The organism is Rhodomicrobium sp. R_RK_3, assembly GCF_002198715.1.
Lineage (GTDB): Bacteria > Pseudomonadota > Alphaproteobacteria > Rhizobiales > Rhodomicrobiaceae > R-RK-3.
In genome coordinates this window covers 114695-131463 of the sequence record NZ_MWLK01000016.1, presented here as the reverse complement: position 1 = coordinate 131463, position 16769 = coordinate 114695, and the positions used below count along the sequence as shown (strand labels likewise).

Here is a 16769-nt window from a genome sequence, read left to right as displayed (position 1 = left end):
GCCCGCGCCGCGTCCAGATCCATGCGAAGCCCGCGCTAAGCGGGCGCCGCTTCGCTTGCGAGCGCGTTCGCCGGCTTGTGGACGGCGACGCCGAGCATCACCAGCAGCACGCCCAATATGTCCCGCGCGCTCGGGATCTGCGCGAGCACGATGGCCCCGATGATGGTCGCCGCCGCCGGCAGCAGGGCCAGCAGCAGGGCGAAGCTTGCGCGCGGCAGCCGCGACATCGCCAACTGGTCGCAGACATAGGGGATCACCGAGGAGCACAGCCCGACAGCGATGCCCGCCAGCAGCAATCGCGGCTCGCCGGCGACGCGGATGACCTGGACCAGGCCGACGGGCAGAATGAACAGGAAGGCGATCGTCATCGCCGCGCCCAGCCGTTCGACGCCGCCGCTCGCGCCGCCCTCGGACATCCTGTGGCCGAGCAGGATATAGCCGACGAACAGCGCGCCGTTGACGAAGGCCCAGAACAGCCCGAGCGGATCGCTCGACCATTTGACGTCGATGAGCAGGACGACGCCGAGCACGGCGAGGCCGAGCGCGGCGAAATTGCGCCCGGTCCGCAGGCCGTAGACCGCGACGCCGATGGTGCCGACGAATTCCATCGCCGCGACCAGACTCATCGGCAACCGGTCGAGGGCAAGATAGAAGGCGGTGTTCATGACCGCCAGACAGGCGCCGAGGGCGGCGAGCAGCAGCCGCGTCCGCGCATCGGCCTCGCGGATGGTGCGCCAGGGCCGCGTCCAGGGCGCGAAGATCAGCGCCGCCGAGGCGATGCGCAGCCACGCGACGCCCAATACCCCGACCGCCGGAAACAGCAGCACGGCGAAGGACGGCCCGAGATAATGGAACACCGCGCTGACGCCGAACCAGAGATGCGGCGGGGCGGCATGGGCGATGCGGGTCAGCGTCGGCGCGGCAGGGGGCATGGCATTCTCCTCACTCCGACTATGAGAGTCTTCCCTATCTGTTTCCATGGGCGCTGAAAGGCTATGATCGCTAATCCAGCCCAGCATCAAAGGCGCAATCCGGTGAAACGGCTTCGATATGAAAATGGCCCTCTGGATCAGGTCGACGCCCGCATCCTCCGGGCCCTCGTGCAGGACGCGCGCACCAGCATCGCCGAACTGGCGCGCCTCGTCGGCTTGTCGGCGCCGAGCGTATCGGAGCGGATCAGGCGGCTCGAGGAGGCCGGAGTGATCGAGGGCTATACGCTGGCCGTGAGCGCCAAGGCGCTCGGACGCCCGCTGGCGGCCTGGCTGCGCATCCGGCCGATGCCGGGGCAATTGCAGACCGTCGCCGAGATCCTGCAAGGTCTGCCGGACATCGTCGAATGCGACCGGATCACCGGCGAGGATTGCTTTATTGCCCGCGCCTATGTCCGCTCGGTCGCCGACCTGGAGCGGCTGATCGACCAGATTATCCCCTATGCCATGACCAACACCTCGATCGTGCAGTCCTCGCCGGTGCCGCGCCGCATGCCTCCGGTCCGAAGCGAGGACATGTAACCGCTTGGCTACGCGTGGAAAATGATGCCTAAGGCGTGGCTATATCCACGGACGCGGCTGCCGCAATGCCGCTAAGTTGAGGCCTCGAACGCTGGCGACACGCTGGTAGACCGTATGCCAGCGCTGCTCGCCTCCCCGCCTCGATCACATGCGGGTGAAACGCCCCCGGCGGCGGCGGTTTTTGTGTCGCACCATCCTAATGACTGGACTTTGGTCTCTCGACAATTCCTCGCATTGGATGTGGGTTGGAGTGCTGGATTAATTTTACGTTCGGGCGTCATTCATGAGCGACACCATGCTCCAGTCCGTCGCGTCCCGCATCGGCCGGTTCATGCCCGTTTGGCATCAGAGGCCCGTCGGCGCTCCCGGCCCCCGGCGACATTGGAAGGGGGCGCGCATCGGCGCCTATCATCTTTCGGCGCTGCTGCCGGGATTGTCCCTGTCCTCCCGCTTTGCCTTCGCCGCCGCCATCATCCTGTGCAACGGCATGGCGATCCTGGGCGGCTGGGTGCTGATGCAGATCGAGCGGGAACTGTCGCAGAACGCCGCGCTGACGGATTCCGCCTATGTGCAGGGCCTGCTGTCGCCGATCGTGCCGCTGCTCGCCGCCCGCGAGCGCGACACGGCTCAGATCGCGGCAGCCGTCGACAGGAGCTTGCGCCTGACGCCGCTCTGGAGCCGCCTGACCTCGGTGGCGATCTGGCAGCCCGACGGCACCATCGCCTATTCCACGCACAAGGATCTGACCGGCAAGAAATTTCCCGTGCCGGGCGAGGTGCAGGACGCGCTCGGCGGCGAGGTCCGCACCACGCTCCTGGACAAGCGCCTGCGAATGCTGTTTCGCGACAAGCGTGACGAGGGCGCCATCCGCACCGTCTACGCGCCGCTGCACGAGAAGGACGGCGGCAAGGTCATCGCCGTCATCGAGATCGTCTCCGGCGCGCAGGTGCTGGAGGCGCAGCTCGATTCGATCCGCCGGCGGACCTGGATCGTCGTCGGCCTGACCACCTTGCTCATGATCGGGGTGCTGTTCGCCGTGGTGCAGAACGGCAGCCAGACCATCGAGGCGCAGCGGCTGGAGATCGAGCGCCGCCTGGAGGAGGAAATCCGCCTCGGCGAGGTCAACAAGGCTCTGCGCGAGCGCCTGCAGGAGGCGAACCGGCGCGGCATCGAGCTCGGCGAGGAGCAATTGCGCCGCATCAGCTCGGAGCTCGAGAACGGGCCGGTGCAACTGCTCGCGCTGGCTTTGCTGCGCATGTACGAGCTCAAGCCCGACGCGGATGAGGACGAGCCCGGCGAGCCCCGCGCCGTCAGCGACGTCGTCGACGTGATTGCGCAGGCGACGGCCGGCGCGATGCGCGAATTGCGGGACATCGCCTCCGGCCTGCCCCTGCCGGAGCTGCGGCGGCTGTCGGCCCATGAGGCGGTGGAGCGGGCGGTTCTGGCGCATGAGACCGCGACCGGCACGGCGGTCAAATGCGACCTGTCCTCATTTCCCGACGAACTCCCGCTGCCGGTCACGATCTGCATGTTCAGGGTGGTGCAGGAAGGTTTGGCGAACGCCTATTCGCATGCGGGCGGGCTGGGCCAGTCCGTCACCGCCTCCTGCGAGGAGGAGAGCGTCACCCTCACCGTCGGCGATGCCGGCCCCGGCTTCTCGACCGACGAGGCGCTGAAACCCGGCCGGAACCTGGGCTTGCGCTGGCTGCGGCAGCGCGTCGAGTCGATCGGCGGCACACTGACGATCAGGTCGGCGCCAGGGCAGGGCACCCAGCTCAGCGCGAGGTTCCCGAACGCACCCCCGCCCCGCAACGGCAGGGACAGCGCCTAGCGGGCCGCGATGAACCGGCTGGCACGGTTTCGCTGCAGAAATTCGCGCCTCTTCCGTCGCCCCGGCCGTCAGAGCCGGGGCCCACTCGCCTCTCACATTGCCGCAGTGCCTGCTGACAGGCCATTGGGTCCCGGCTCACCGCTGCGCGGGGTCCGGGACGATGATTGGAAACTCTGCGTTAACGCTGCGGGCATCGCCGGTCCAAAGGCAGATCTCGGGATTGGATCGCTCGGGTCCCGCGTAGAACCGCCAGCGCGGTCCCCAGCATCGCCCAGTCGATGGTGGCGGCGGGCCGAGCCGCCCGCTACCACGTGATATGCGTCTTCAGCTTGACCACGCGGCCCTCGCCATAGCTGCAGGTGGTGAGGCCCTGGCAGCCCGAGACATATTCCTCATCGAACAGGTTCAGCACGTTGAGGTCGATGCCCCAATTGTCCTTGGCATAGCCGATCTTGGCGTCGAACAGGGCGACGTCCGGCACCTTCCTCGTGTTGTCGTTGTCGGCCCAGCTCTCGCCCTGATAGCGGATGCCGCCGCCGAGCGAGACGCCCTGCAGCGCGCCGTCATGGAAGGTGTAGTCGAGCGCGATGCCGGTCTGCAATTCGGGCACCAGGAAGGGCGTATTGCCGACGAGGTCCCGCGAGGCATCCTTGGTGATCTCAAGGTCGAAGGCGGTGAAGAACGCGGTCAGCCGGAGATCCTTGGTGAGGTTGGCCTTGGCCTCGAGCTCGATGCCCTGGGAATTGACCTCGCCGACAAGCGCCTGATTTGGAAACGCGCCCGTCAGCACATTCTGCTTGGTGAGATCGAACAGCGCTGCGGTGATGATGCCGTCGAACCATTTCGGCGCGTATTTGACGCCGACCTCATATTGCTGCCCGGTCTCGGGCTCGACAAAGCCCTGCCCGGCATTGGCGATCTGTGGATTGAAGAAGGTCGAGACGCTGGCATAGGGCGTGAGGCCGTTCTTGAATTCATAGGCAAGGCCGGCCCGGCCGCTCCACTGATCGTCCGAGGTATCGAACGCCCCGGTGCCCTTGGCCTGCATGTCGACATGATCATAACGCCCGCCCAGCGTCGCGATCCAGCCGTCGCCGAAGCGCAACTGGTCCTGCGCGTAGAAGCCGAGCTGTTCCAGCGTGACAACCTGATCGGTGATGAAGGTAAAGGGCGGCTGAGGCGCGCCATAGACCGGATTGACGGCGTCGATCGGCGTGCCGAAGCCGGAGAGCTGAAGCTGGTCGAGCCGCCACCACTTATAGTCTGAGCCTAGTAGCAGCCGGTGTTCGATAGGTCCCGTTTGCACGCGGCCCTCGGCCTGATTGTCAACGAGGAAGCTGTTCACCGTCGAGCGGTGCTCGAAATCGAAGCGGTTCAGCAGAGCGTCCTTCGGAAGGCCGTTTTCATCCAGATTCGTATAGCCGAAGGTAAACGGCGCCACCTCATGCAGATCGCTGTAGCCGTAGCGCAGATTCTGGCGCACCGCCCAATCCGGCGAGAAACGGTGCTCGAACTCATAGCCGATGCTGGCCTGACGGCGCTGATATTCGTCGATGCCCGGCTCGGTGAAATTCCGCTCGGGCGAGATCTTGCCGAAAGGGGCATCCACCACCGTGCCGATATAGGGCAGGAAGCCGCCGCCGCCATGCGTCTCGTCGAGGAAGGTGTAGTTGGCGAGCACGGTGAAATCGGTGTCGCGGTCGACATGGAAGGTGACGGCGGGCGCGATGAAGCCCCGGAACTCATCCTCGAAATCAGTGTAGCCGTCCCCGCCGCCGATGCGGCCGGTGATGCGGTAATCGATGGCGGGGCTGGCCTTGTCGCCGATGTCGAAGCCAAGCCAGGCATCGCCCGCGTCGTTGATGCCGCTCTCCAGATAGCGCAGGCGCTCGCCATCGGGATGCTTGGTCACGAGATTGACCAGCCCGCCCGGATTGCTGCCGCCATAGAGCACCGAGGACGCGCCGCGCAGCACTTCGATGCGCTCCAGCGAGAAGGAGTCGGTATAATTGCCGCCGAAGGCGAAGCTGAAGAGCTGCAAGCCGTCCTGGAACACGCCGGTCTGGGTCGCGTCGAAGCCGCGGATGTAAATCCAGTTGGTGTCGTTGTCGTTGCCGAAGGGCTGGGCGAAAACGCCCGGCGTGTAGCGCAGCGCTTCGTCGACCTTGGTGACGCCGCGATCTTCCAGCTCCTGCCGTCCGATCACCGAGACCGATTGCGGGATTTCCGTGATCGGCGTCGCGGTCTTGGAGCCGGTCGCGGTGGTCTTTGCCACGTAGCCGTTGACCGGGCCGGTCGCGCTTTCCGTCGTGGTGGGAGCGCCTTCGTCGGTCGCGGCGGGTGCCACCTGATTGGCGCCCTCAACGACGATGGGGTTGAGGGGCGTTTGCGCCCAAACCGTCTCCGGCAGCAGCAATGCCGCCGCCGCAACCCCGCTCAATAACGCAATCCTTGCCTGTCGTGCCAAAGCCCGATACTCCCCAATCTCCGTGCCCCACCGGCCGCAATTCCCGCGCCTGCCTGTTCGCGCCGGACCCCCTTGCGGTTAATCCCGACTGTCTAGGTCGGATATCTCATCCTGTATTGAAGGGTTTTTCGGAGCGCTGAAGGTTTTTGGTCAGCCGGGCGGGCTTGTGACGCAATGGCGCAGCACTGTGGCCGCCTCGCCTCTGTGCCGGGGCTACTGCGCATGATCGCGCAGCCATGCCGCCGGCGTCAGGCCGACATGCTGCTTGAAGACGCGAGTCAGATGCGCCTGATCGGCAAAGCCCGCGACGGCCGCCACATCGGTGATCGGGGCGTGGTTTTCCAGCAGCAGCCGCTGCACCTTGCGGATGCGCGCCCGCATGTGCCAGCGATAGGGCGCAACGCCCGTCGAGGCCTTGAAGGCATGGCTGAAATAGGTCGGCGACAGGCCGGCGAGTTCAGCCAGTTCGCTCAGCCGGATGTTCTCCAGGCAATGGTCCTCGATATAGGCTTTCACACGCTGCAATTGTCGTCCCGAGAGCTGGCTGCGCCGCCGCCCGGTCTTGCGCTCGACGCCGAACAGCGCCGTCAGCAGGGCACCGAGCAGCCCGTCGCCATAGAGGTCATGCAGCGGGGCGTCGCTGGTGCATTCGGCGGCGATCAGGGCAGGCAACGCGGCGATGCGCGCGTCCTGAAAGCCGAGGCGGGGGATCTCCAGCCGCTCCGCGTCGAGTTCGCCGCCGAAACGGCGCATCAGCGCTGGCACGTCGAGATGCAGATCGAGATGGCGCATGAAAAACGCGCCGTCCACGCTCCCCCGGATCGGGTAGCCGGCGGGGATGTAACTGATCGATTGCCGGCCGACCATCCCGCCCGCCCGTTCGCTCTCGCCCTGCAGCGCGATGCCGCCGGGGCCGTCCATCTCCAGCACGACGAACAGGCGCGGGTCCTCGGAATAATATTCGCCGCAAGCGTCGGCCGCGCAATTCACCGACCAGACATCGGCGACGACGCCGTTCCAGGCGCGCCATTTCAGCTCGCCAATGACGGAAATGCCGCTGACACGGCTCTTCATGCGCGGACGAAACATCGCCTCCGCTCCCCAAAGCGCGACGGCCCGCATGTGCGGGGCGCCATTCCCGACTGGTTTAGTCGGATTATCACCGACCCGCGCCCGTTAAAACGGACGAATCCGCGCGGCCATCAGATAAGACGTTCTGGCTGCGTGAGAATTTAGGCCCGGCGGCGCCCTCCCGCGCGGAGGTCCGGCGCTCGACGGCGAGGGCGGCCCGGTATTCACTTGTGCATGCGGTCACCAAGGTGCCGATATTTCGACTTTATCTTCGGCTTGGCTGTGAAGAGTGTTTTGCGTTTGGCGCGGGAGGTGATGCTCTCATTTGCGTGGACAAGCGCGCCGACCGAGTTGCGCAACCTGGCAGACTCAGGGCGATTCCTGGGAGTTGGGGGCTATCGAGGGGGCCATAGCATGCCGACGCTGGATGAAGCGATTGCCTTCACGCTGACACTTCTCCGCGACCGCATCGCGGTGAATGCGCGCGGCGGCAGCAGCCGCACCAATCCGGCGGGCAGCCATTACGGCTACGACATCTACGCTCCGACCGCCGCGCGGCAATGGGCGATCGCGCAGTCGCAACATTCCGGCCATTGGGAGCGGACGGCGCAGGAGGCGAGCGGCGTGTTCTTCGAGGCGACCTGGGAGCTGTGCCGGCGCGGCGTGCTGCGGCCCGGCGTGCGCGCCACCTCCAACCAGGGCGTGAACGATGGCGGCGGCTACTGCCTGACCAGCCATGGCGAGAGCTGGCTGCCGGAAGCCGAGGCCGCGCAATTCATCACTCTTCAGCCCGGCGCGCTCGCGGCGGCCTTCGCCGGCTTTCGCGGCCGTTTCGGCGACGCCTATCACCAGCGCGCGCAGGAAGCGCTGCGCTGCCGCAGCGCAGAGGCGTGGCTCGCCGCCTGCGCCATGATCGGCGCCGCCGCCGAGAGCCTGCTGCTGACGCTCGCGACCGTAAAAACCGGCAATGAGGACAGCGTGCTGCGCGCCTATTCGGCCCGCGACGGCCGGCGTGCGACGCTTAACCTCATCGTCGCCCAGGCCCCGCGCCATATTTCTCAGGCGCTGGCCTCCGGCATGGCGCTGATCGCCTATTGGCGCGACAGCGCCGGGCCGGGGCAGGCGGCGGCGGTCTCCCCGCCCGAGACCGAGCAAGCTTTGCGCGAGCTCCTGTCGCTATCACAATTCGCTTCGGACCATTGGAGCGAGATCGTCGGCGCCTCGGAACAGCCGGCGGCGCCGGTTGCGGGTTCGATCAGGCAGGCAGGGTAGGCACCGTGCTTGAAAACCGATGGGAGTGAGGGGGCGCTTCGGCTAAAGCTCTCACGCATCCGATCTCAAGGAGGAAGAGCATGCAAGGATTTCCACGAGCGCGCGGCCTGGCGGCGCTGACGATGGCTGCCGCATTGGCCGGCGCACTCACAAGTTTCACCCCCGGCCCGGTCCTGGGCCAAACCTCGGGAAAGACCATGACGACACCATCGGGCCTGCAAATCACGGACACCAAGGTCGGCACCGGCGCGACGCCCAAGACCGGCCAGATCTGCGTCATGCATTACACCGGCTGGCTGTATAAGGACGGCGTCAAGGGCGCCAAGTTCGACAGCTCGGTCGATCGCGGCGAGCCGTTCGAGTTCAGCATCGGCACCAAGCAGGTGATCGGCGGCTGGGACGAAGGCGTTGCCACGATGAAGGTCGGCGGCAAGCGCACGCTGGTCATCCCGCCGCAGCTCGGCTATGGCGCGCGCGGCGCCGGCGGCGTCATCCCCCCGAACGCCACGCTGATCTTCGACGTCGAACTGCTCGGCGTGAAGGGCTGATTCGCAGCCCACGGCGCACGGTCAGACCCAGCAACAGCCCTTTCCCTGCATGGGAGAGGGCTTTCCTTTCTCAGCTAAACCTCTCCCCGTCGTCCCGGGCGGCCGTCAGGCCGAACCGGGCCCCACTCACAGAGCAGCGGGCACCGTGCCAGCGGAGAGGCGAGTGGGCCCCGGCTCTGACGGCCGGGGCGACGGAGTAAATGGCCCGGTTCTGCGAGACCCGCCCATCCGCCCGAAGCCTTGCCGCCGAAGTAATAACCACAACCCGGCCCCCGATATTTGCCTTTCCGGCAATTCAGCGTCTGGCGCACAGGCTATATGAAGCCTCCACCGCGCCCTATTCAGTGCCTATTCCTCGGCCGAGATAAATATTGCGATGATCTTTTCAGCTTTCGCCAGGTGGGCCTCATGTTTCAGGCGATCTCTCGACTTGCGCTGGTGCTCCTGGCGCTCGCCGCTGGCAATGCCGCCTCGGTTGCGCTTGCTTCCGAGGGCCGCGTCGCGCTGGTGATCGGTAACGCGGCTTACCGGAATGCCTCGGTTCTCGACAATCCCAGGAACGACGCGGTCGACATGGCTGCCGCCGCCGAAAAACTGGGCTTCAAGGTTATAAGGGGGCTCGATCTCGACAAGAGCGGCATGGACCGCACCATCCGGCAATTCGCCGAAGCCTTGCGCGGCGCCTCTGTCGGCATGTTCTTCTACGCCGGCCACGGCCTGCAGGTCGGCGGCAAGAATTACCTCGTTCCCGTCGACGCGGAGCTCAAGACCGCCGAGTCGCTGGATTTCGAGATGGTCGGCCTCGATGTCGTGCAGCGCGTCATGGAGGCGGCGACGGAAACCAATCTCCTCTTCGTCGATGCCTGCCGTGACAATCCGCTCTCCCGAAATCTTGCGCGCGCGATGGGCACCCGCTCGGCGGCCATCGGTAGTGGCCTGACCGCCCAGGAAGCCGGGGCCGGCACGCTGATCAGCTTTTCGACTCAGCCGGGCAACGTCGCCTTGGACGGCGTGCGGAGCCGCAACTCGCCCTATGCCGGCGCGCTGGTCAAGCACATCACCGCGCAGGGGAAGGATTTGCCGGCCGTCCTGGTCCAGGTCCGCCGCGAGGTCATGGCGGCGACGGGCAAGCGCCAGATCCCCTGGGAGCATTCGGCGCTGACCGCCGAAATCATGCTCGCGCCCCAAGCGACGGGCGAGACCGCACCCGCCGATCCAGACCCCAGCCCCGGCCCCGAGCCGAAGACGGCCCTGAACGCGGCGCCCGGGCCGGAATCGGCGTCGCCGGCGCCTCAGCAGAGGGTGGTGAAGGCCGGAGGCTTTACCGGCACGCTCAAGATCGTCAACAACAAGAGCAACGAATATCTCTTCAATGAGAACGGCCGGAAAATATTGGTGAGCGACAGCAATCCGTCAGGCGTCATTCCGGCGGGCGTGGCGCTCGAGCTGCCGCAGGGGCGGTATCATATCAAGGGCAATAGCGGGCTCATCACGGTCAAGCCCCTGGAGATCAAAAAGGGCGAGACCGTCATTGTCGATTTTCACAAGCATGTCGGTTCGCTGCGCCTGATCAACAACAAGGACGAGCAATATCTGTTTACCGACTCCGAAAAGCGGCTTTGGATCGAGCAGGAGGCCGGCGGCAAGTTCACCATGGGCGCCGTGCCGCGCGACATCCCCATCGAGTTGCCGCCCGGACGCTACCGGCTGACCAGCGGCAATCCGCTCACGGCCGTCGAGCCGTTCGAGATCAAGGCAGGCGAGGAAACCGTCATCGATTTCGGCGGCTGAGGCAAGGCTAGCGGGCGCAAAATGCGCCCAGCCCCCAGCTTACATCGGCGGGACGACGCCGTTCAGACCGACGGCGACGCGGCGGGCGGTGATTGCGCCGCCGGCGCCCTTCTCGGCATTGACGAAGACGGCGGCGCCGGCCTTCAGATCGGCGGGCGTCGCGGCGGCGAAGGTGACGACCGGCGTCCCCTCGGGCACGTTGATCTTCTTCTCCCCGCCCTTGTAGGTGACGGTAACGGTGTGCCCGTCGACATCCTTGACGGCATTGGCGACCGAGCCATTGGTCATGGTGCTGTTGGGCTGCAAATCCCAGCCATAGCTCCCTTCATTGGTGCCCTTCATGGCGGGCGGGAAGATCAGCACTTCCAGCGCGCCGTCGCCTCCGCTCGATTTCGGCAGCGAGGCGATGCCGACGAAATCGCCCGGCTTGATGTCCGCCAGCGAAGCGCGCACCACGCCCGCCACCGCATAGCCGTCGGCCAGCGCGATCTCGGCGGTTGCGCCCTCGCGGGTTTTGACCGACAGCGTCTGGCCGCTCAGGCCGATGACCGTGCCCCGTACGCGGACGCGCTGCTCCGCCTGGGCGCTGGCGGGAGCGGAGGAGGGAATCGATGCGGCGGTCATGAGTGCCGCCAGCAGAACCGCGCCGAGCGCGGGGAGGAATTTGCGATGCATGGACTGTCCTTTTCCCAGATGCGCATCGAGCATTTTGCCGGGCGCTTCGAACTCTACTGAGGGGACAGATGCCGTGCATCTCACGCTTTAGCGATGACCTTTGGTCGGATGCGTCATCCGATCGGCCGCGCCCGCAGCTCGACCTCCGGCCAGGAGGGACGGCCGGACTGGACGAACAGGCCGGCGGCGGCACTCGCCAGCGCCAGCGCATCGTCGAAACTCTTGCCGAGCCGTTCGGCGTGGATGAAGGCGGCGAGGAAGGTGTCGCCCGCGCCGGTCGTGTCGCGCGCTTTGACCGGCAGCGCGGGCACGCGGACGATGCGTCCGGCATCGCAGGCGACGAGGCCGAGATCGCCCAGCGTGACGCAGGCGCGCCGGCCCTCACCGGCGAGGCGCCGTGCCAGCCGTTCCGCGCCGTCCTCGAGCGTGCCCTCGACCCCGACGCTTGCCGTCCAGGCGGACAGAACCTGCCGGTTGGTCAGCGTAAGGCCCGCGCCCGCCGCCGTCTCGAAGGCGGCGTCCCAGCCCCAGCGCTCGATTTCTGGCAATTCCAGATCGATGACGGACGCCGCGCGGCAGGCGGCAGCCTGGGCGAAGGCGGCAGTGACCGCGCCAGGATGGTAGAGATTGGCGACCACCACGTCGCCGGGCTCCGGCATCAGGTCGCGGCCGATGCCCGCCAGCACGCTTTCGGCGACGGGATCGATCAGGATCGCCTTCTCGCCGGTTGCGTCGACGATGATGATGGTGGTGCCCGTCGCCATGCCGCCGACGACGGCGATGCCTTCGGGGCCGAGCCCGTCCGCGCCGAGAGAGTCGATCAGCAGCCCGCCTGCCGCGTCGTCGCCGATGGCCGAAATCAGCACGGCGCGCTCGCCCCAGGCGGCAAGCGCCGCCGCGACATTGCGCGCCGGTCCGCCCGCCGTCTCGCGCCTCGCGGCAACCATGGCTTTCTCGTCATGCCCCGGGAGGCGGTCGACCTCGACGATGCGGTCGAGCACCAGCAGGCCGAGGCAGTGGATGGTGGCTGCGGTCACGATCGATCGGTCCTTTCTGAGCCCGCGGCATCCTAGACCAGCGGGCCGGGCGGATCGAGCGGCGAGGCGAGGCCGCCAGGGCTCTTCGCGTTACAATTGTCACCGGCCTCGAAATCCAACGGTAACCGGCGCGCATGACCCTGAACGCCCCGGATCACAGTCGAAGCGAAAGGACGCTCCCGAATGTATGCCTTGGAAGTGCGCGAGCACATCATGATCGCCCATAGCCTGCCGCATGAATTTTTCGGCCCGGCGCAGAAGACGCATGGCGCGACCTTCATCGTCGACGTCGCCTTTTTCCGCGAAAAACTCGACCCGCATAATGTCGTGGTCGATATCGGCCGCGCCTCGGAGGCGCTGAAGGCGGTGCTGGCGCCGATCAACTACGCCAATCTCGACGAGGTCGCCGAGATGCGCGGGGCCCTGACCACCACCGAATTCCTGTGCCGCCACATCTTCGACCGCATGGCCGAGGCCACGCGCAAGGGCGATCTCGGCACCGACGCGCACAATCTGGCAAAGATCCGCGTCACCCTGCATGAATCGCATGTGGCGCGGGCATGGTTCGAGGGCCCCGTCGGCGCGTGACGCGGCCATGACATGGCGGAGGCCAAGGGTCAGGCGTTTCAGTAAACCTCGACCGGCACGCCAAAGCTGTATCCGATGCCGCGCTCGGTCAGGATGAAATGCGGCTTGACCGGATCGTCGCCCAGCTTGCGCCGCAGCCGCAGCACCCGCACGTCGATGCTGCGGTCGTAGACGCCCTCATGCATGGAGGTGGCGCCGAGGAGCTGGTCCCGGGTCAGCATGCGTTGCGGCGCATCCAGGAAGGCCAGCAGCAGCGCAAATTCGGCCCGGGTCAGCCGCACGTGATTGCCGGCCGGATCGGTCAGGCGGCGGGTCTTGCGGTCCGCGCGCCAGCCCTCGAATTGGTAGCCTCGGGTCAGCGCGGTGTGCTCGGATTTGGGCGATCGGCTTTCATGCCGGCGCAGCACCGCCCGCACCCGGGCCATCAGCTCCCTGAGGCTGAAGGGCTTGGTGACATAATCGTCGGCGCCCAGCTCCAGGCCGATGATCCGCTCGGTCTCATTGCGCCGGTCGGCCGCCACCATGATGACGGGCACGTTCGAGGCCCGGCGGATGTCGCGCAACAGGTCGAAGCCGCTCCTCGCGCCGAGTTGGGCATCGAGGATGATCAGCCTCGGCTCGCCCTCCCGGACGATGCGGTCGAGATCCTCGCGCGAGGCGCCCCAATCGGCGGACAAGTCGTAGCGCTGAAGACAGTCGATGATGGTCTGGCGCATGCCGGCATCGCCGCTGACCACCGCCAGGCGCGGTTGCTTCCCGCTGACCGGGGCCATGGCGCCTAGTCCCGTCTCGCGGCCGCGAGGCGGACGCGAGACGTCGAAATTGTGATGGAGAATTTCATCGAGCGAAGATGGGCGGTCCTCGATGATGCAAAACCGACAAGCTTGTTCGATGCCCATGCAGATTTGCATGGGGCAGGGCAGTCGACAGGCGACGGCTCAATCGCGTCCCGGCCGGGAACGGTTAGCCGGAAACAAATCGCGCCCGAACCCAACTGCAGCCGAACTCCCTCTCCCATGAAGAGAGGGTTGGGGTGAGGGGGTAATCCCTATCGTGAAACGCGGCTTTGCCACACGGAGAGTCATTACCCCCTTACCGGGCACGCTTCGCGTGCAACCTTCTCCCATGGGAGAGGCTGGGCTGCGGCAACGCCGGGCGACTCCATGCAAAACGCGTCAAAAGCGGGTCGCGCCCCAGGCGTTACGCGGGCGCCTTGGCTGGGTCCGCGTGGGGCGGAACCGGCACGGCCTGCCCGGTCGCTGCCGATTGGCAGATGGCCTCCAGCGCGGCGATGTTGCCGATCTTCTCGGCGTCGGTGAACGGGTAGGGCGCCTCGCCCGTCACGGCGCGGGCGAACTGCTCGATATTGGCGCGCACCGTATCGGTCCACGCGAACTGGCGCACGTCGCGGCGGCCGTCGCGGTGCTGCACGGTCAGCGTCGAGGGGCCGGGCGTGTCGGGATGGGTGTGGTTGCGCAGCTCCGCCCAGGCGTCCGAACCGAACACCACGAAATTGATGTAGAGCGGCGTCACCAGGATGGCGTTCAGATGCCCCGTCGCGCCGGAGGCGAAACGGCATTGCACGCTCAGCACATCGCCATTGTCGGGATAGGTCACCCGACTGGCAGTCATCGCGAAGACCTCGGCGATAGGTCCGAACAGATGCACGAAGGCGTCGGTCAGGTGGATGCCCATGGCGGTCATGCCGGCGGCGGGCGCGTCTTTCGGCGCGGTGCGCCAGTCGCCGGGCGGGACGTTGGCAAGCTTGTCATGGCTGAAATCGGCCTCGACATGCATGATCGTGCCGAGCTCGCCCTCGCGCACCAGCCGGGCGATCTCGGCCATGCCGGGCTCATAGCGCCGCTCATGCCCGATGCCGAGCACGACGCCGGCATCGGAGCAGGCGGCGACGCTGCGGGCCGCGTCGGCGCGGGTCAGCGCCAGCGGCTTTTCGCAGAACACATGCTTGCCCGCGGCCGCCGCCGCCAGCACTTGACCCGTGTGCGCCGAATGTGGCGTGCACAGGATGACGGCGTCAATCTCGCCGTCGCGCAAAACCTCATCGAGCGTGGAGCGGAAGTCCAGCCCGTGCTCCGCCGCGAAGGAGGCGAGCGCCGGGTTCGTCTCCACGGCGGTGGTGATCCGCACCAGCTCCGACCCGGCCATGCGCCGCACGATATGCTTGCCCCACCAGCCGAGCCCCGCGACCGCTACCCGGATCATTCCGCGGCCTCGCTTTTTGTGCCGATGGCGCGGTTCACGGCGGGCATCACCTCCTCCGCCATCAGCTCCATCGAGCGGATACCGAGATCGCGGTCCACCCAATCGAAGCCGGCATAGAGCAGCGTGCCGAAATCGCCGACCTCGTCGCGGAAGGCGAGCAGGTCGTCGGCGACCTTCTCGGGCGTGCCCCAGATGACGAGATCCCTGACCACGCCTTCCGGCGTCACCGAGGAATCCGGCGCGCTCTGGTCGGCCTTGAACAGGTTGCCGCGCCCATTCTTCACGAGCTTCGTCGCCAGCGAATTGAAATAGTGGAAATACGGGCCGCCCGGCTCGGTGGCATAGCGCTTGGCCATCACCATGTCGTCGGCGACGAAAATGCTCTTGGCGACGCGCCAATTGGCCGGATCGGCCGCGCGCCCGCCCTTGGCGCAGCCTTCGGCGTATTTTGGCCAATGCGACTTCACCCAGACCGGCAGCAGGAAATTCGCCGAGATCGGCTCCCAGCCCCGCGCGGCAGCTTCCGTGACGCCCTTGGAGAACGGCGCCACCGCCGTAACGACGATGGGCGGATGCGGGCGCTGATAGGGCTTGTGGATGTAGCCCTGGCCGATCTCCTTGATGGTCTGGCGCTCGATCGAGATGGTCCAGTGCTGGCCCTTGAGATTGTACGGCGGCTCGCCGGCCCAGATGTTCAGGATGTGGTCGATGGACTCAACGAACATCGCCGTGCGGTCCTTGTCGAGATTGCCGAACAGCTCGGCATCCGACAGCAGGCCGCCGGGGCTAATGCCGAAGATGAAACGCCCCTCGGCCATGTGATCGACCATGGCGACTTCGGCGGCGACCATGGCCGGGTGATGGTTCGGCAGGTTCACCGTGCCCGTGCCGAGCTTGATATTCTTGGTATCATTCAGCACCCAGGCGATGAAGATCAGCGCCGAGGTGATGGTCTCGGCGGCGTCGGTGATGTGCTCGCCGAAATAGCCCTCGGAGAAGCCCAGCCGGTCGGCGATCAGCGCCAGCTCCCGGTCCTCTTTGAAGACCTCGGTCAGGTTGCGCCCGACCGGATGGATGGGCATGGTGAAGAAGCCGAGTTTCATAAGCCTTCCCAATTCTCCGACAGGAAGCCGTCAGGCCCCGCCGGCGTGGTTTCGACGATCAGCGCGGGCAGGCAGAGGCGCCCGGCGCTGAAGATCAGCGGCTCGCCGTCGCGATAGGTCGCGCGCATCACCCGGCCGATGAAGATCTGATGGTCGCCGCCCTCGATGGTGGTCTCGGTGCGGCAATCGAAGGAGGCGAGGCAGCCGGCAAGGATCGGCGCGCCGTGCAGGCCGTCCGCATGGGGGATGCCGGCGAACTTGTCCGCGAGCGGGGTCGCGAAATGGCGGCAGAGCGCGAGCTGGTCGGCGGCGAGAATGTTGACCGCGAAATGATCGGCGGCGAGGAAACCGGCATAGGACGGGGCGGCCCGCTTCAGGCTCCAGGACACCAGCGGCGGGTGCAGCGAGACGGCGGTGAAGGAGTTCGCGGTCAGCCCTTCCGGCTTGCCGGACGGCGCGCGCGTCGTGATGACGGTGACGCCCGTCGCGAAGCGCCCCAGCGCGTTGCGCAGATGGCGCTCGTCGATCGGCTGTTCCGCGATGTCGGCCATATGGATGGTCATTCCCGTCGCTCGCTTACGGCACAGTCGTCCCCTCTCCCATGGGAGAGGGAGCAGCCGAGGATCGAGGAAATTCCCCAAAAGCCCGGCGT

Annotated in this window: 15 protein-coding genes; 6 read left to right on the top strand and 9 right to left on the bottom strand. The window is 66.5% G+C overall.

All coding sequences use genetic code 11. The features are described from left to right. Nucleotides 1–35: 35 nt before the first annotated feature. A complete protein-coding gene (locus BLEFHOIH_RS08995; protein ID WP_088344545.1) occupies nucleotides 36–932 on the bottom strand; it encodes an EamA family transporter in 897 nt (298 codons plus the stop codon). A 102-nt stretch (nucleotides 933–1034) separates the two neighbouring features. On the opposite strand from BLEFHOIH_RS08995, the gene BLEFHOIH_RS08990 reads away from it, so the two are divergent. Both BLEFHOIH_RS08990 and BLEFHOIH_RS08985 read left to right on the top strand, forming a co-directional pair. After that, nucleotides 1035–1511 carry an Lrp/AsnC family transcriptional regulator gene (locus BLEFHOIH_RS08990; RefSeq protein ID WP_088344688.1) on the top strand — a complete coding sequence of 159 codons (477 nt, stop codon included), beginning with the start codon at nucleotides 1035–1037 and terminating at the stop codon, nucleotides 1509–1511. Nucleotides 1512–1794: 283 nt separating this feature from the next. Then, a complete protein-coding gene (locus BLEFHOIH_RS08985; protein ID WP_088344543.1) occupies nucleotides 1795–3342 on the top strand; it encodes an ATP-binding protein in 1548 nt (515 codons plus the stop codon). 304 nt (nucleotides 3343–3646) lie between these two features. Here the strand turns inward: BLEFHOIH_RS08985 and BLEFHOIH_RS08980 are convergent, their stop codons facing one another. Then, on the bottom strand, nucleotides 3647–5809 hold the full coding sequence (locus BLEFHOIH_RS08980; protein WP_088344540.1) for a TonB-dependent siderophore receptor: 2163 nt from the start codon (nucleotides 5807–5809) through the stop codon (nucleotides 3647–3649). A gap of 213 nt (nucleotides 5810–6022) precedes the next feature. Then, on the bottom strand, nucleotides 6023–6898 hold the full coding sequence (locus BLEFHOIH_RS08975; protein ID WP_088344686.1) for an AraC family transcriptional regulator: 876 nt from the start codon (nucleotides 6896–6898) through the stop codon (nucleotides 6023–6025). 396 nt (nucleotides 6899–7294) lie between these two features. Here BLEFHOIH_RS08975 and BLEFHOIH_RS08970 point away from each other — a divergent pair, with 396 nt between their 5' ends. The 3 genes from BLEFHOIH_RS08970 to BLEFHOIH_RS08960 all read left to right on the top strand — a co-directional run bounded on the left by BLEFHOIH_RS08970 (nucleotide 7295) and on the right by BLEFHOIH_RS08960 (nucleotide 10491). Continuing rightward, on the top strand, nucleotides 7295–8152 hold the full coding sequence (locus BLEFHOIH_RS08970) for a hypothetical protein (RefSeq protein WP_088344539.1): 858 nt from the start codon (nucleotides 7295–7297) through the stop codon (nucleotides 8150–8152). Nucleotides 8153–8274: 122 nt separating this feature from the next. Then, nucleotides 8275–8700 carry an FKBP-type peptidyl-prolyl cis-trans isomerase gene (locus BLEFHOIH_RS08965; RefSeq protein ID WP_245296939.1) on the top strand — a complete coding sequence of 142 codons (426 nt, stop codon included), beginning with the start codon at nucleotides 8275–8277 and terminating at the stop codon, nucleotides 8698–8700. 408 nt (nucleotides 8701–9108) lie between these two features. Next, nucleotides 9109–10491, top strand: coding sequence for a caspase domain-containing protein (locus BLEFHOIH_RS08960; protein ID WP_170937070.1), 1383 nt, complete (start codon nucleotides 9109–9111; stop codon nucleotides 10489–10491). Between the two features lie 39 nt (nucleotides 10492–10530). Here the strand turns inward: BLEFHOIH_RS08960 and BLEFHOIH_RS08955 are convergent, their stop codons facing one another. Continuing rightward, nucleotides 10531–11166, bottom strand: coding sequence for a hypothetical protein (locus tag BLEFHOIH_RS08955; protein ID WP_088344534.1), 636 nt, complete (start codon nucleotides 11164–11166; stop codon nucleotides 10531–10533). A gap of 113 nt (nucleotides 11167–11279) precedes the next feature. After that, entirely contained in the window at nucleotides 11280–12203 is a 924-nt protein-coding gene (locus BLEFHOIH_RS08950; RefSeq protein ID WP_170937069.1) for a PfkB family carbohydrate kinase, read from the bottom strand. 183 nt (nucleotides 12204–12386) lie between these two features. On the opposite strand from BLEFHOIH_RS08950, the gene BLEFHOIH_RS08945 reads away from it, so the two are divergent. Beyond that, a complete protein-coding gene (locus BLEFHOIH_RS08945; protein ID WP_088344530.1) occupies nucleotides 12387–12791 on the top strand; it encodes a 6-carboxytetrahydropterin synthase in 405 nt (134 codons plus the stop codon). Between the two features lie 38 nt (nucleotides 12792–12829). On the opposite strand, the gene BLEFHOIH_RS08940 is transcribed toward BLEFHOIH_RS08945, so the two are convergent. From BLEFHOIH_RS08940 to BLEFHOIH_RS08925, 4 genes are all read right to left on the bottom strand, one after another. Beyond that, entirely contained in the window at nucleotides 12830–13564 is a 735-nt protein-coding gene (locus tag BLEFHOIH_RS08940; protein WP_088344684.1) for a winged helix-turn-helix domain-containing protein, read from the bottom strand. A 427-nt stretch (nucleotides 13565–13991) separates the two neighbouring features. Then, entirely contained in the window at nucleotides 13992–15014 is a 1023-nt protein-coding gene (locus tag BLEFHOIH_RS08935) for a Gfo/Idh/MocA family oxidoreductase (RefSeq protein ID WP_088344528.1), read from the bottom strand. Then, on the bottom strand, nucleotides 15011–16117 hold the full coding sequence (locus BLEFHOIH_RS08930) for an LLM class flavin-dependent oxidoreductase (RefSeq protein WP_088344526.1): 1107 nt from the start codon (nucleotides 16115–16117) through the stop codon (nucleotides 15011–15013). Before BLEFHOIH_RS08930 ends, BLEFHOIH_RS08935 begins: the two co-directional genes overlap by 4 nt. Beyond that, nucleotides 16114–16680, bottom strand: a complete 567-nt coding sequence (locus BLEFHOIH_RS08925; protein WP_088344524.1) for a flavin reductase family protein — start codon at nucleotides 16678–16680, stop codon at nucleotides 16114–16116. Before BLEFHOIH_RS08925 ends, BLEFHOIH_RS08930 begins: the two co-directional genes overlap by 4 nt. Nucleotides 16681–16769: the final 89 nt, after the last annotated feature.